Source organism: Bilophila sp. (assembly GCF_057864385.1).
Genome location: NZ_DBMAFI010000010.1, coordinates 51,688 through 63,835, shown reverse-complemented (window position 1 = coordinate 63,835; position 12,148 = coordinate 51,688). Strand labels below are relative to the sequence as shown.

Genomic DNA, 12,148 nt, shown 5'->3' with positions numbered 1-12,148 from the left:
ATTTGATTTCCTAGGTGAATATTTAGATATTTTCCCCAGCTGCGGCGGATTCCCTGGCGGCAGCCCTTTTATTGCCCAACATATGCAAAATAAACACGCTGATGAGCAGCAGGATAAGTGAAGAGCCGAGGCTTAACAACAGGTTGGCTTTGGTAAACCCTGCGACCACATATCCGACGAAGCAGCAGAAAGCCACGATGCACGCATAACCTAATTGTGTGGATACGTGCTCGATATGATTGCAACCGGCACCGGCACTGGAGAGAATGGTCGTGTCCGAAATGGGGGAGCAGTGATCCCCGAACACGCTGCCAGCGAGAGTTGCGGAGAGGGAAACCACCACCAGATCCGGATCGACAGCCTGAGCGACAGGGACGATGATAGGGATCAGGATGCCGAAGGTTCCCCATGCCGTGCCCGTGGAGAAGCTCAAAAAGCCCGCAATCAAAAACACGATGGCAGGAAGGAGTGCCCCGGAAACGCCTCCGTCCTCCACGAGGGACTGCACGAAAATAGGTGTCTGCAGCAGATCACGGCAGACGCCGCTGATTGTCCATGCCAATACCAAAATAATATTGGCGGGCAACATGGTTTTCATTCCTTCAACGGCCCCGTCCATAAACGTCCTGAAAGACAAAAGGCCACGGGGAACAAAAAGCAAGAAGGAAACGGCAAGAGCGCCAACGGACGCCCAAACAAGGGCTTTGGCAGCGGTACAGTTGCCGAAAGCCGCGCCCATGGTGTGGAACGCCGGATCTTTTCCCCAGTAACCGCCGTTGTAAAGGAGGCCGAGTACGGCAAAAACAATCAGGCTGCCGATGGGGATCAGCATATCCCATACGGTGCCGCGCTCCGCTGGTTGAACTTGCTCCTTGGAACTCCCATCAACGGCACCAAGATCGCCGTGCTGCGCGTGTTCCTCAGCTATGCGCATGGAGCCGAAATCCGAATTTGTCAGGCAGATGAGCCCCACCATAGCGATGGAGAGCAGAGCGTAGAAATTATAGGGGATGGTGGAAACAAACGCGGCAAAGTCACTGGTGAATGCCCCGGTTGTCTTGAGGTTGCTTCCCACTGCGGCGGCCCAGCTGGAAATAGGTGCGATGATACAGATGGGCGCGGCCGTGGCATCAATAATATAGGCCAGCTTAGCGCGAGAAATTTTGTAGGAATCGGTGACAGGCTTCATAACCGTGCCGACGGTAAGGCAATTGAAATAGTCGTCGATGAAGATGAACGCCCCCAGACCGCCGGTGGATAACAGGGCGGCCTTTCGGCTCTTGATCTTGCGCGTAGCCCACTTCCCGTACGCTCTTGTCCCGCCTGCCATGGAAATAGTGTAAACCAACGCCCCAAGCAGTGTGCAGAAAATCAGAATGTTGAAGTCGACTTTATTGCCCATGGTGTCAAAAGCCGATTCAATGGTGCCCATGAACAGGACATCACTATTCATCCCAACCGAATAAATGAATGTTCCCGTCAGAATGCCTATCAGCAAAGAGGAAATGACTTCTTTTGTCAGCAAGGCCAAGGTGATGGCGATAACTGGCGGCAGCAGCGAGAGCCATCCTGCATAATACGGTTCCACGATTTCATCCTCCGTGCAGCCGATGCGAATCCGGCAACATTTTTTATGCTCCTCTAAGCTCCGGAACGTCCACGTGGGCAATCGGCATAAGCCGTCCGTTTTTTGCCACGCATGAACATTCCCCATATGCCGGGCAGAGTGGAGCAGTATTCAAGAAAGCTGTTCAGGGACAAAAACAGCATGAAAAATATGCCATTCGGGTGACTATAATACAGGCTAAGGGGGATTGTACACCTGTTTTTATTGGGAATGAGTGCCATTGGATTACGGAATAAAGGCGCTGTGTTCCAGATGTCAGACAACAGAGTATATAGCTCATAATTTATATAAATTATGTAAATTTTTAAAATCTAACACACAACCCTTTCTATTTAATAAAAATAATTACCAAATATTCTCCCCATAAAATCAAAAAGCAAATACTGCGCCAAACCTTGGTGGGATTAATTGTCCGATTGTTTTTCAACATAGCCCACTTGACAATGCGTCCATTTTTTATACCGTAAGCCTGTAAATTGCGGATACTATCATAGGATAGCTTCTCGGTTACTTTTCATCATATCGAGGAGAAAGTGCGGCATTCAGCCGTATTTTTGGATAGAAACAGGATGATGCTATGAAACGATTTGGTGTGATTGGTGCTGCGTTGTTGTTGCTCTCTGGTTGTGCCGCGAACGATACGGGAACCCCCTCAAATCTTGAAGGCGCTGTTTCTGAGGCTCCTAGTGCTGACGCGTCTGGCCCTGCCGTGACAGACGGGAAGCTGCATACGTTAAGCGTTGAATTAATGACGTATCAGGGAGGGACAAGTGGGGCTAGGGAATACGTTGTCGCTCAAGCGAAACAGGCTTGCGACAGCATCAATCAAGAGGTCTATATCGAAAACCTTACTTCGGAAACGACATGGCGCGGGGGCAGGGCGGACTTGACTTTTGCCTGTGTCGACAAAAACGATTCCCGCCTTAAGCAATAGCGGATAAATCAGCCACACCGCGTTTTTGTGGGTTGTATGAATAAAAAACTCCCCGGTTAGATTCGGGGAGTTTTTTATTGGTTCTCTGATATTCTATTGAATACAAAACAAAAAAGTTAGGCACGCATAACAGGAAATTCAAGTACAATGGCTGTCCCGCCCCCCTGTGCCGCTACAGCTCGGATAGTGCCACGGTGATCCGCAACGATCGATTTGACAATGGCCAGCCCCAACCCTGTGCCTCCCTTTTTGCGGGAAAAATAGGGTTCAAACATGCGTTCTCGTTCTTCTGGTTGCAATCCTGGGCCATTATCGGAAATGATGAGCCTAAGGCTGCCTCGTCCCTGGTCGTGGACAGCCGTAATGCGTACCCGTTTTGAGGCTTCGGGCGGCAGAGTACCTAGAGCTTCCGCCGCATTGGTAAAAATATTCAATAAGGCACGGTGCAGCGCGGCGGGATCCAAAGCTATCTTGGGCAAGCGTTCAGGCAGATGCAAATCCCACGTGACGCTGCTGTGACTCGTGCGGAAGAGCGTTGTAAGCTCATCCAGCAGCGGAGCGACATCATTGGGTGAAAGCTGTACTTCCGGAAGCTTCGCAAAAGAGGAAAACTCTTGCACCATTTCCTGCAGTCGCTCGACTTGTTTGACGATAAGATCGGTACATTGACCAAATGCCGGATCTTCTATCTGCTTGCCGAATTTCCGATCCAATCGTTGCGCCGATAACTTGATCGGGGTAAGGGGATTTTTGATTTCATGAGCGATGCGCTTTGCGACTTCGCGCCATGCCGCCATCCGCTGCATTTTTTCGAGTTCCGTAATGTCTTCAACGACAATGACATATGCCCGGATACCGCCTGGCCCGGAGAGTGCAACCGCATGCAATATAAGCTTCCAACTCCGATCTCCAAGCAGGAAATCTTCCTGCCGTTTCCAGTTTTGCTCAGGGTGCTCGCGCAACGTTTCAAGCATGGAAACAAAAATATTGGAGTAACTTCTAGGAAGAAATTCCGCAGGGTTTCTCCCTGTAAGCTTTTCGGCCTGAGCATCAAAAATGGAGCTTGCCGCTTTGTTCATTGTCTGGATACGCCCATCCGCATCCAAGGTGATCACGCCAGTAGTGATATTATCAAGCACTGTTTCGATGTAGCGATTGTGTTCGGCCAGCATCGCGTTGGCGTGAGTCAGGCTCATCCGTCCTTCTTGAAGATCTTTAGCCATATGGTTGAATGACTGTACAAGAAGCCCCAGCTCATCAGCCCCCTTGTCCTCAAGACGGAAATCGAGATCGCCTTGTGCAATGCGCGTAGTCCCTTGCGCCAAAGCCAAAATGGGGGCCGTGAACTCTTTGGACAGGCGGAAGCCGAACCATACGGAACCAAAGATGGTAATCATCCCCAGCACGCCCAAAATAAGCAAAAAGGAAACCTTGAGCGGTTTCTTGAGTTGCTTGAGCTGGGCGTATTCCTCAAAGCCCTTTGAAATCCGTTCCAGTTTGGCCAGCAAGCCCTGCCCAATGCTTTCCGCAGTAATAAGATAGCCTGTTTTGCCGCCATCGATCGCCAAGACACCGATAACGTAATCGGCATCATCCGTTGCCCAGAGCAAAGACCCAAATGTCGCTCGGGCGACATGGGCCCAATCGATACGCGTACGTGCTTCCTGCCATCCTTCTGTAAAGGCTTGAGGGGCGTGCCAATACAGTTCTTTTTCCTGCGGTGTAACAAAGCCCACTAAGGTAAGGCCGTATTCTTTTTGTTTTGTTTGAAGAAGCCTGTTGACGCTGGAGGCCGTCCAAGCGATACGACGTTGTGCCGCTTCCTGAGCGATCGCCTCGGAACGGCTGTGCAGGCGTTCCGCCGCCGCCGCATAAAAACTTTGCCCCACGTCAAGAGCCGCCTGAAGGGAGGTTTCCGTCTGCCGGGTAAACCAATAGTCGACGCTGGTTGCAACGACACGGTTGGATGCCAAGAACATGATAACCGTAGGGATCAGAGAAAGCGAAACAAAAACGACGACAAGACGAGTACGGATTTGGGCGCCGAACACTTTTCTGCGCCGCTCCATGATCAGCTTTACGACATTCCGGGCGACAAGGAACAGAATAACAAGCATGAAGATGGAGTTGATGTTCAGCAAGGCGATGAACATCCACGAGTCCACACCGTAAAGTGTGAGCTGCGTCCATGTTCCCCCTAACACCAACAAGAGCAGAAGAAAAGCCGCCAAGAGTTCATAACGCCTGCGGCGTCGTTCCCGTTCATCGGGAACGCCAATCTGGACTACTTTCTCCTGTTCTGCCATGCATACCCTCCAGCCTTAGAAAATAAAGTCCTGAGAAAAGGATAAGGGGGGAGTGACTTCCCATGACCAGAAAAAAAGTGCTTTTTCCAGCCACGGCGGAACTTCGGCGTGCTCCAGAGTAATCTTGAGTTGGACACGATAGGTTTCTCCAGAAACAAGCGATGCCTGTAAAGGAAGGAGAAAATCCAAATGCTGAAAAACTGAGGCAAGCAGGGCATCAAACTGTTTTTGCCGCACAATGGGTTGCCCTGGAGACGACAAAATGAATTCGCGGGAAAGCAAATCATGGCGCAACTGGTATGAGCGCGATTCCTCAGAGAGGACTTCATTGGAGAGCAGGGTACGGACACGCTCAAGAGCAAGTTTGCACGTCAATGTCATTACGGCGCCATCCCGCAGCTGGGCTCGAACCACCCCGTCGTTTTCCAGCCCTATTCCCATGCTGACATCTATGCCGTCGTTAAGCATTTCAACCGTAAAAGTGCGTAATTCCAGCTTTGGTGTCTGCCCATGAGAAATTGACGCGTCTGACGGCTTGAGCTCAACGGACGTGCGGTTCCCCCGTTCTTCCCTTGAGTCTGATTGGGCATAAGCTTCCGCAAGGAAAAAGAGCAGAAGGGCCAGAATCAGGCAGGCCGAAAAACCATATGGTATGCGTTGGGGTAATGACATAGGGCAAATGCTGTTGAAGATATAGAGCCTAAAAAGGGTTATACAAAATACAAACACTGTTGTTTGGCACAGGAACCAAAACTTGGCAAGCACGGCTGGTGGCACACCGTCCCCCCAAAAGGTACGAGAAAAGAGCCTTGTCAGCGGTTAAAAACTGGCTATATAATCGATCGCCATATTATGGAACGACGTCAGAATGGAGTTATCCCTTTATGCCTATGTACGATTTTTATTGCTCTTCCTGCTCGTGCGAGTTTGAAGACATGGTCGGCCCCAATGAGGCCTGTCCGCCTTGCCCCCAGTGCGGAAGTACGGACACCGAACGGCTGCTTTCGGCCGCAAACCTAAAACACGGGGCGAAGCCTTTCAAAGTGGGCCCTGTCCGGCCAATGCCTCCCAAACCCTTGCGGGGGGGCGGCCCTTGTGGGGGCGGAGGCTGTGGAGGCTGCAGTATATAGCCAAAAGCCGCTTGTATCAGCGATACAGGCGGCTTTTTTTGAAAAAAGTCCCCCGGACGTATTCTTTGCCCATCCTCATCTGTTCGTACCATGCCGCATGGTTCCTGTAAATAAAGGAAGGGGCGACAAGACTGCGCTTGAGCGGGGCGGATGTATTCCTTGAATCGATGTCTCAAGCAATATGCTGAATAATATACTAAAAAACAAAGGCGATTCTTCCGAATCGCCTTTGTTTCATGCGCATCGTTTCAATCAGGTATACATTTGATCAATGGTCGCCTTTACGGTGCGATGATGCTCGGTATCGGAATATACAGAAGCATACCGCTCGTTGATGGCTGAGAACCAATCAAGAATATCTTCATTCAACTGTGCAAAATCAGAAGAATAAACACCGTCGAACATCAGATTTTTCACAAACTGGTTCCCCGGATCGACGATTTCGATGAAACGGACTTGCTTCCAAAGGTTTACCATTTTTTGTCTTCTTGAAATCATGTATCCTGCCCCTCATAGTTATTATAAGTTAGTTCCTGTTCGCATTACTATAGGATTTCCTCCTGAAAGGGAACCCTTCTCCACGGAATGGGGCAAAAATTCCGTTTAAAAAAGAAGCTATTTTTCTTTTGCGGTTAAGGCACCGCGTGCCTCCCATATCACAAAGGGAGTGCTGAGTTGAGGGTAGGGCGGCGAAAGGTAAATCCGTGTTCCAACAGGCGGGTTGGGGACACCTTTTGTCCGGCAAGAAGCAGTTCATCGGCCATATCTCCAAAAACGAGCCGTAAAAGGGGAGAAGGGATAGGAATCCAGACAGGCCTTTTCAAAGCTCTTCCGAGAGATTGCACAAAATCATTCATGGTATTCTGCTCAGGAGCCGCCCAGTTCTTCATGGTCGAGTAAAAAAAGAATTGCGGCAACTTCATCGTCAAGATAAATCCAAGCGAACGGCTGTCTTCCTGTCCCTATCGACCCTCCAAGCCCAAGCTGAAACACTGGGAGCAACTTGGCAAGCATACCTCCACCCAATCCCAACACGGGTGCTGTCCTGATGATGCACCGGCGAAGTCCTAAGTGCTCTGCCTGCTGCGTTGAACGTTCCCATTGGATGGTGGCAGTTGCCAAAAATCCTGATCCGGCGGGACTGTCCTCGGTACATTCGGGAGCTGAAAGGCTTTCGGGCCAGAACCCATAATAACCGATTGCAGAAGCTTGTATTAATATTTTAGGTTTTACGATTGGCAGTTGCAGGGCGATGACGAGCGCCTGCCCCGCAAGAAGCCTTGAGCTGAGGATACGTTCTTTTTGTCCAGGGCTCCAACGTTTCGCCGCGATGTTTTCACCAAGTAAATTGACGACGGCATCAGCCCCATTGAGGATCTGGCTCAGGCTTGAATGATCCTGCCCATCCCATAGTTGGTATTCGGGGCCGGCAGGGGACGTTATAGCTGGAACATGCCGAGTCGGAACAACTGCCTCATCGCCACGGGAAATGAGCGCCTGCGTCAGGGCTCTGCCTATGAATCCGGAACCACCCAAGAGAACGCCCCGCATGCAGCTCTCCTTATTGAAACAGATCTTCCTGTAACAATAAAAAAAATGGGGAGGGCTTTATATGATTACTTCGGCGGATACAAAAAAAGCCGGGCTGTGTCCCGGCTCCCGGCCCTAAAAGAGTTATTTCATCTGTAGAAGCCGGTTGGAAAACTGCATACAGTCAAAATTGGAGGGCTCCAGACCTCGATCGCGCAAAAGGATTTTCCCAATGCCAAACGCAAACCACAAATGCTTGGCTTCATCCGTGCCGACATCAGGGACTTCCGCAATGCGTTTGTCTGGGATCTTATCAAAGAGCTCGTCCGCTACTGAACTGACAAAGACCCGTTTGATATCGTACCGTTCGGCGATTTTCAGCAAAAACTCTTCGTCGGAAACGCCTTTTTCCTGAAATTCCGCGCGCAAGTTGTCAGCAAGATCAAAAACATCCATCATGCTCCTCCTCTCTGGGTACCATTGAACGCAAAAGATTCCGGGCGAAGTATCGTTTCCCATTCGCTATCATGCTGTATCCATTCTGTAAACACAGAAAAAATTCAAGCTGTACCGTGGGATATCCGCAACACTCCGTCCGAGATGGAACAATGGCAGCGGAAGGGATGACGCACTCAAGGGAGTTGTTGAAGGGAAGGGCAGACATACCACAAAAGAAAAAAGCTCTGTCCCCAACAGCCTGTGTAGGGCAAGACATCGAAGGTACTTACATGGCATTCTTAATACCAGTGCGCATGAGCCACCAATTCATGGGGTACGCGGTGATGAAGCCGCAGAGCATGCTGAGCTGTATCATCAGCCAAAAAACGGGCTGATCGGGTGACATGGGGCCTACCAAAAGGAATACCGCAATGGCCATCCAGCCATACATCCCCACCTGCCAAGCCGTAAGTGATAAAAAGTCCGCCTTGAAAGCCCTGATCCATAGGGAAAGCCCCGGTTATGATTCATTGAGGACAATCCGGTATATTGGAAGAAGACCCCGATGAGCAGCGCCAACACATAATCCACCGCCCATTCCCCATAGAGTGAGCTGCCAAAGAGAATGAAGGGTGCCATGCGAAAAAGGAGGGAACCTAGCAAGTCAGCAAGTGTGCATCCTGCCCCGCAATGGAGCGTTCCCGTCATGACGCTCTTCCAATGAGAGGTATGTGAATGCGTCGGTTGCACGGGCATTTCCATGTGCATACCGGGCATGTCATGCACAGCGCCATCGTCATGGAATGGTACGCGCTGGTTGGATGTTTCATAGGCCCAGATACCCAAAGGGCCTGCCCATAGCGTGATGATAGGCCAGACCAGCAACATGACGCGCATCATAGGGGCAGTCCGCCGCCGCTGTTTGGAGATAATGAACAGGCAACATAACACGCAGATGCCAACGTACGTTTCAGCGATCAGGTCGAGCCAGTACCTACTTGATTCCATGCCTATTCTCCAGATGCTTTCACCGATTCAATGACGCCCCTTCAAAAAAGAAGGGGAGAGGTTTCCCTCTCCCCAGAAGAACCGGTACTCGCGCACCGGTTCCCGTTCCTGTATGGGCTGACGCCTCATGCAGGGACCCCATACTTCTTTTCTAAAGAAGAAGCATATCCGAAAAAATGATTATCATAAAAAATGAAGAAACTTCTCACTGAAGTTTACCCCAGCAAAAGCCAATGGGCGCTCTTTGGGTACGGCAGGCACTTTAAGGTACGTACAAAGGTGAAAATTATCCCCCGCCCACGGGAGGAAAAATCCCCACGCGATCGCCATCATGGAGCAAGGCGTCCTTCTCTACGCCAATACCGTTCACAAAAATGATTTTGGCTTCAGATTCCGGGATGGCAAGCCGCAGCAACAAGTCACGGACATCCGTACCGTGAAACTCCAAACTGCCGCCCGGAGGAGTCAAGGGCATGAGTGTGGCAAAACATTTGACGGTAAGTTTCATTCTGGCCTTCGGTCGAGCATGACCTGCGTGAAGGTTCCATCTTCAAGATCGAAGAACAAGGTTTCCCGCCGTACGGGTTTTCCGGTCAGGATCTGAAGTATGAGCGCGGCCTGTAAGGAGGCTGCAAGAAATGCCGTAGGCGCGAGGTTGCCGAGGATTTCGTCGGGAGTAGGGCGATCGTCTTTTCCAGCAAGAAGAGATGCAGGCCCCGCCTCTCCCGGAAAAATGGCCTTGCACCAGCCCGTCAGCCCGGCTATGCCAGCGCTGACCACGGGGACACCCTTTTCCGCTGCGGCCTTCTCAAGCGCCTGCCTGTCCGTAAGCCCTCCTAACGCATCAACGACAACATCGGCATCCCGAAACAGCTCGCACATTGAGCTGAAATCCTGCTTTTTCGTCACTGGGATGAAACGGACGTCCGAATTGATTTGCCGGGCGCGCAAACGAGCCGCTTCCGCCTTGTGGAGGCCGATATTTTCTTCCGTGGCGAGAAGCTGCCTGTTCAAGTTGGAAAGTTCAAAAATATCCATATCAACGCCGGTGATTGTACCGATGCCAAGACGTAGGAGTTCCTCAAGAACGGTGCCGCCCAAGCCGCCAAGCCCCACGATGATGACGTGGGCTTGCAAGAGCTTTTCTTGATCCGTCCGGGAAAGGAAGCGGGCGTTTCTCCAATAGCGTTCCGGTATGGCATCAAGTGCGGCGGGAGCTTCCCCGTTCGAGCTTTCAGCGTGTTTCATGGCTTTATAATGTAAAAGGGGAACAAAGCGTCGTGCGTTTCGTCCCCTTTTATATGCCTTACCGAGCATAGTCATTAAAAATTGAATACGGAATCAAGATCTTCATCCGAGACGTCCCAACGCACGTTGTGGGGGGCAACAGACTCCCGGCTGAAATACAAAGGCAACCGATCATGGGCCTTGGTGAACCCGGCGGCGGCATTGAATGCCCGTTCCTTTCTGAGGATATCCTTGCCGAGCTCCGTCACGTCATCAAGGGTCATATTCAAATCATACATGGCATTGATCGTATCAACAAGGGCCTGCATGGTTTCGGGCTGATCGAGCAGTGCGAACGCCGTAAAGATGCAATAGCCTGTGGCATCGATAGCGGCTGTGGCAATCTGCAGGTTCCGGGAGATTTCGGCTTGTCCCTCTGCGGAAAGAGGATCGGTCTTGCCGCCGCAGCCCAAGATGTTGGTCGCCACGGCGTAACCCGCCGTGTGATCCGCGCCCATGGTCGTCGTGGCATACGTCACGCCCACACCCTTGACCGCACGCGGATCATAGGCGGGCATGGCCTGCCCCTTGACGACGGGAGCGCGCTCGACGCCAAAGCAGCGGGCCGTGGTAGCCGTCCCCGCCCCGAGGATACGCCCCATAGGCGTACCCTTGCCGATTTCATGAATCATGGCGATGATGCCGTCGATGTCCCCCCATTTGAGGACACCGGCTTCCATAAGTACGCCGAGAGCCGCGCCGGTCTCGATAGTATCAAGCCCGTAGTCGTCTTCAAGGCGATCACAGAGGATGATTTTATCCAAATCGTCTACGCCGCAATGGGCTCCATGCGACCAGACGGTTTCGTATTCAGGCTGTTTGGAAACGAACTCGCCGTTTTCATCAACGCAGATGCCGGAGCATTTCATAATGCAGCCGCGATGACAGCCATGAGTAGGATTGCCGCCACGCCGCTTCTGGATTTCCACCATCGTTTCGGCACAAATCTTATCCGCGCCTTCAAAACGGCCAACTGAAAAGTTTTTTGTGGGCAGTCCGCCAGCTTCATTCAGGATGTTGACGAGGACATTGGTTCCGTACGTGGGAAGGCCCGTCCCACATACGGGATGCGACGAAAGCCCCTGCGCAAAAGCACGGCTTGCCGCTTTGAACGCTTCAGGGTTCTTCGGCTTGCGGATTACCGGAGTACCCGCCGGATCCAACACGATAGCTTTGATTCCTTTGGATCCCATGACGGCTCCGACGCCGCCGCGCCCGGCATGGCGGGTAGCCCGCCCTTCAGGATCGGTAAAACAGATGGTGGAGTTGCACATGAGCATTTCCCCGGCAGTCCCGATGGTCACATATCCGGGGGCCATACCGTGTTTTTCCTGAAGGGCCGCGACGAGAGGATAGTTGGAAAGCATACGGTATTCATTACATTTTTCAAATGTTACCGTATCCTTGGTGATGACGACTTTCCACAGATCGTCCGTTTTCCTTTCGCCTTCAAGGATAATGGCCGCGTAACCGAGACGGGCCATGAACTGGCCGCCGGTGCCGCCAGAATTGGATTCCTTGATAGTCCCCGTAAGCGGACTTTTGCATCCGACCGAAATGCGGCCCGATGACGCCGCAGCCGAACCAGCCATCAGTCCGGGAGAAAAAACGAGCTTATTTTCAGGACCAAGAGGATGGCAATTCGGAGGGACTTCTTTGCATACGACTGTCGTGGTCATAGCACGCCCTCCAAGGCCTGCGTATGCGCCGAGCTCCTCTATGGTAGCCACGGGGCCGTTTTCAGCTCCGACATTGATACGAAGCACTTTTTCCATGCCGCTTCTCCTGTTTTTTCTTTGAGCATAGCAGAACAGGAGTATTGCGCAATATGTCATGGAAAACATAGGTGAAACACCTTTTCCTCTCTATGAGGGCAGGGGAATATGCT

Annotated in this window: 14 protein-coding genes; 2 read left to right on the top strand and 12 right to left on the bottom strand. The window is 51.6% G+C overall.

Annotated elements, in window-relative coordinates:
• Positions 1 to 22: 22 nt before the first annotated feature.
• Positions 23 to 1,588, bottom strand: coding sequence for a Na+/H+ antiporter NhaC family protein (locus ACZM8Y_RS04985; RefSeq protein ID WP_479858612.1), 1,566 nt, complete (start codon positions 1,586 to 1,588; stop codon positions 23 to 25).
• Between the two features lie 616 nt (positions 1,589 to 2,204).
• On the opposite strand from ACZM8Y_RS04985, the gene ACZM8Y_RS04980 reads away from it, so the two are divergent.
• Positions 2,205 to 2,561, top strand: a complete 357-nt coding sequence (locus ACZM8Y_RS04980; RefSeq protein WP_479858613.1) for a hypothetical protein — start codon at positions 2,205 to 2,207, stop codon at positions 2,559 to 2,561.
• A gap of 116 nt (positions 2,562 to 2,677) precedes the next feature.
• Here the strand turns inward: ACZM8Y_RS04980 and ACZM8Y_RS04975 are convergent, their stop codons facing one another.
• A complete protein-coding gene (locus tag ACZM8Y_RS04975; RefSeq protein ID WP_479858614.1) occupies positions 2,678 to 4,867 on the bottom strand; it encodes a sensor histidine kinase in 2,190 nt (729 codons plus the stop codon).
• 15 nt (positions 4,868 to 4,882) lie between these two features.
• Positions 4,883 to 5,644, bottom strand: coding sequence for a DUF4390 domain-containing protein (locus ACZM8Y_RS04970; RefSeq protein ID WP_479858615.1), 762 nt, complete (start codon positions 5,642 to 5,644; stop codon positions 4,883 to 4,885).
• Between the two features lie 107 nt (positions 5,645 to 5,751).
• Between ACZM8Y_RS04970 and ACZM8Y_RS04965 the strand changes: the two genes are divergently transcribed.
• Positions 5,752 to 5,997, top strand: coding sequence for an FmdB family zinc ribbon protein (locus tag ACZM8Y_RS04965; protein ID WP_489501624.1), 246 nt, complete (start codon positions 5,752 to 5,754; stop codon positions 5,995 to 5,997).
• 252 nt (positions 5,998 to 6,249) lie between these two features.
• Here the strand turns inward: ACZM8Y_RS04965 and ACZM8Y_RS04960 are convergent, their stop codons facing one another.
• From ACZM8Y_RS04960 to ACZM8Y_RS04920, 9 genes are all read right to left on the bottom strand, one after another.
• Positions 6,250 to 6,495: a hypothetical protein gene (locus tag ACZM8Y_RS04960; protein ID WP_302551701.1), complete on the bottom strand. Its 246-nt coding sequence runs from the start codon at positions 6,493 to 6,495 to the stop codon at positions 6,250 to 6,252.
• Positions 6,496 to 6,653: 158 nt separating this feature from the next.
• Positions 6,654 to 6,761 carry a DUF1731 domain-containing protein gene (locus ACZM8Y_RS04955; protein ID WP_489501627.1) on the bottom strand — a complete coding sequence of 36 codons (108 nt, stop codon included), beginning with the start codon at positions 6,759 to 6,761 and terminating at the stop codon, positions 6,654 to 6,656.
• A gap of 103 nt (positions 6,762 to 6,864) precedes the next feature.
• Complete coding sequence (locus ACZM8Y_RS04950; RefSeq protein ID WP_482332266.1) at positions 6,865 to 7,548, bottom strand: NAD-dependent epimerase/dehydratase family protein; 684 nt, start codon at positions 7,546 to 7,548, stop codon at positions 6,865 to 6,867.
• A 123-nt stretch (positions 7,549 to 7,671) separates the two neighbouring features.
• Positions 7,672 to 7,986, bottom strand: a complete 315-nt coding sequence (locus ACZM8Y_RS04945; RefSeq protein WP_482332271.1) for a hypothetical protein — start codon at positions 7,984 to 7,986, stop codon at positions 7,672 to 7,674.
• A 265-nt stretch (positions 7,987 to 8,251) separates the two neighbouring features.
• Entirely contained in the window at positions 8,252 to 8,416 is a 165-nt protein-coding gene (locus ACZM8Y_RS04940) for a DUF4396 domain-containing protein (protein ID WP_479858618.1), read from the bottom strand.
• The gene (locus ACZM8Y_RS04935; RefSeq protein ID WP_489501621.1) at positions 8,377 to 8,865 is read right to left on the bottom strand and encodes a DUF4396 domain-containing protein; all 489 of its coding nucleotides are present in this window, start codon (positions 8,863 to 8,865) and stop codon (positions 8,377 to 8,379) included. The genes ACZM8Y_RS04940 and ACZM8Y_RS04935 overlap by 40 nt, the downstream gene beginning before the upstream one ends.
• A 394-nt stretch (positions 8,866 to 9,259) precedes the next feature.
• Positions 9,260 to 9,481: a MoaD/ThiS family protein gene (locus ACZM8Y_RS04930; protein ID WP_302551706.1), complete on the bottom strand. Its 222-nt coding sequence runs from the start codon at positions 9,479 to 9,481 to the stop codon at positions 9,260 to 9,262.
• Positions 9,478 to 10,221, bottom strand: a complete 744-nt coding sequence (locus ACZM8Y_RS04925; protein WP_302551707.1) for a HesA/MoeB/ThiF family protein — start codon at positions 10,219 to 10,221, stop codon at positions 9,478 to 9,480. Before ACZM8Y_RS04925 ends, ACZM8Y_RS04930 begins: the two co-directional genes overlap by 4 nt.
• A gap of 74 nt (positions 10,222 to 10,295) precedes the next feature.
• Positions 10,296 to 12,035: an aldehyde ferredoxin oxidoreductase C-terminal domain-containing protein gene (locus tag ACZM8Y_RS04920; RefSeq protein WP_479858619.1), complete on the bottom strand. Its 1,740-nt coding sequence runs from the start codon at positions 12,033 to 12,035 to the stop codon at positions 10,296 to 10,298.
• Positions 12,036 to 12,148 lie beyond the last annotated feature (113 nt).

Excerpts from the sequence above, each read along its gene's own strand:
- ACZM8Y_RS04925 (WP_302551707.1), bottom strand. The coding sequence starts at position 10,221 with ATGAAACACGCTGAAAGCTCGAACGGGGAAGCTCCCGCCGCACTTGAT.
- ACZM8Y_RS04945 (WP_482332271.1), bottom strand. The coding sequence starts at position 7,986 with ATGATGGATGTTTTTGATCTTGCTGACAACTTGCGCGCGGAATTTCAG.
- ACZM8Y_RS04960 (WP_302551701.1), bottom strand. The coding sequence starts at position 6,495 with ATGATTTCAAGAAGACAAAAAATGGTAAACCTTTGGAAGCAAGTCCGT.
- ACZM8Y_RS04940 (WP_479858618.1), bottom strand. The coding sequence starts at position 8,416 with ATGTATGGCTGGATGGCCATTGCGGTATTCCTTTTGGTAGGCCCCATG.
- ACZM8Y_RS04955 (WP_489501627.1), bottom strand. The coding sequence starts at position 6,761 with ATGGCCGATGAACTGCTTCTTGCCGGACAAAAGGTGTCCCCAACCCGC.
- ACZM8Y_RS04980 (WP_479858613.1), top strand. The coding sequence starts at position 2,205 with ATGAAACGATTTGGTGTGATTGGTGCTGCGTTGTTGTTGCTCTCTGGT.
- ACZM8Y_RS04965 (WP_489501624.1), top strand. The coding sequence starts at position 5,752 with ATGCCTATGTACGATTTTTATTGCTCTTCCTGCTCGTGCGAGTTTGAA.
- ACZM8Y_RS04935 (WP_489501621.1), bottom strand. The coding sequence starts at position 8,865 with ATGATGCGCGTCATGTTGCTGGTCTGGCCTATCATCACGCTATGGGCA.
- ACZM8Y_RS04930 (WP_302551706.1), bottom strand. The coding sequence starts at position 9,481 with ATGAAACTTACCGTCAAATGTTTTGCCACACTCATGCCCTTGACTCCT.
- ACZM8Y_RS04975 (WP_479858614.1), bottom strand. The coding sequence starts at position 4,867 with ATGGCAGAACAGGAGAAAGTAGTCCAGATTGGCGTTCCCGATGAACGG.
- ACZM8Y_RS04920 (WP_479858619.1), bottom strand. The coding sequence starts at position 12,035 with ATGGAAAAAGTGCTTCGTATCAATGTCGGAGCTGAAAACGGCCCCGTG.
- ACZM8Y_RS04950 (WP_482332266.1), bottom strand. The coding sequence starts at position 7,548 with ATGCGGGGCGTTCTCTTGGGTGGTTCCGGATTCATAGGCAGAGCCCTG.